Origin of the sequence: Dietzia sp. E1 (genome assembly GCF_014145015.1) — a bacterium.
Taxonomy (GTDB): Bacteria; Actinomycetota; Actinomycetes; order Mycobacteriales; family Mycobacteriaceae; genus Dietzia; species Dietzia cinnamea_A.
In genome coordinates this window covers 1-212 of the sequence record NZ_JAALDU010000564.1, presented here as the reverse complement: position 1 = coordinate 212, position 212 = coordinate 1, and the positions used below count along the sequence as shown (strand labels likewise).

The following is a 212-nucleotide window of genomic DNA, read 5'->3' as shown; positions in this document are numbered from 1 at the left end:
GCCAACAGGGCGGAGACGCTGGACATGCCGTCGACGCCCTTGCTGAATCGCACTCCGCGGGAGCGGCTGGCGTCTTCTTTGCGCAGGCGGATGGCGTCGGGGTCGTGGCGGCCGATGACGGCGTCGATCTCATCGCGTAGGGCTTTGTCGCCCAGGCGGATCCCGGCGGCGACACCGTTGAGGTAGTCGTCGACGACCTGGCGTTGGATCTT

The 212-nt window shown here is 67.5% G+C and carries 1 protein-coding gene; it reads right to left on the bottom strand.

Annotated elements, in window-relative coordinates; translation table 11 throughout:
- Positions 1-212: DUF222 domain-containing protein (locus tag G6030_RS15760; RefSeq protein WP_182643757.1), on the bottom strand; the 212-nt coding region annotated here is incomplete at both ends.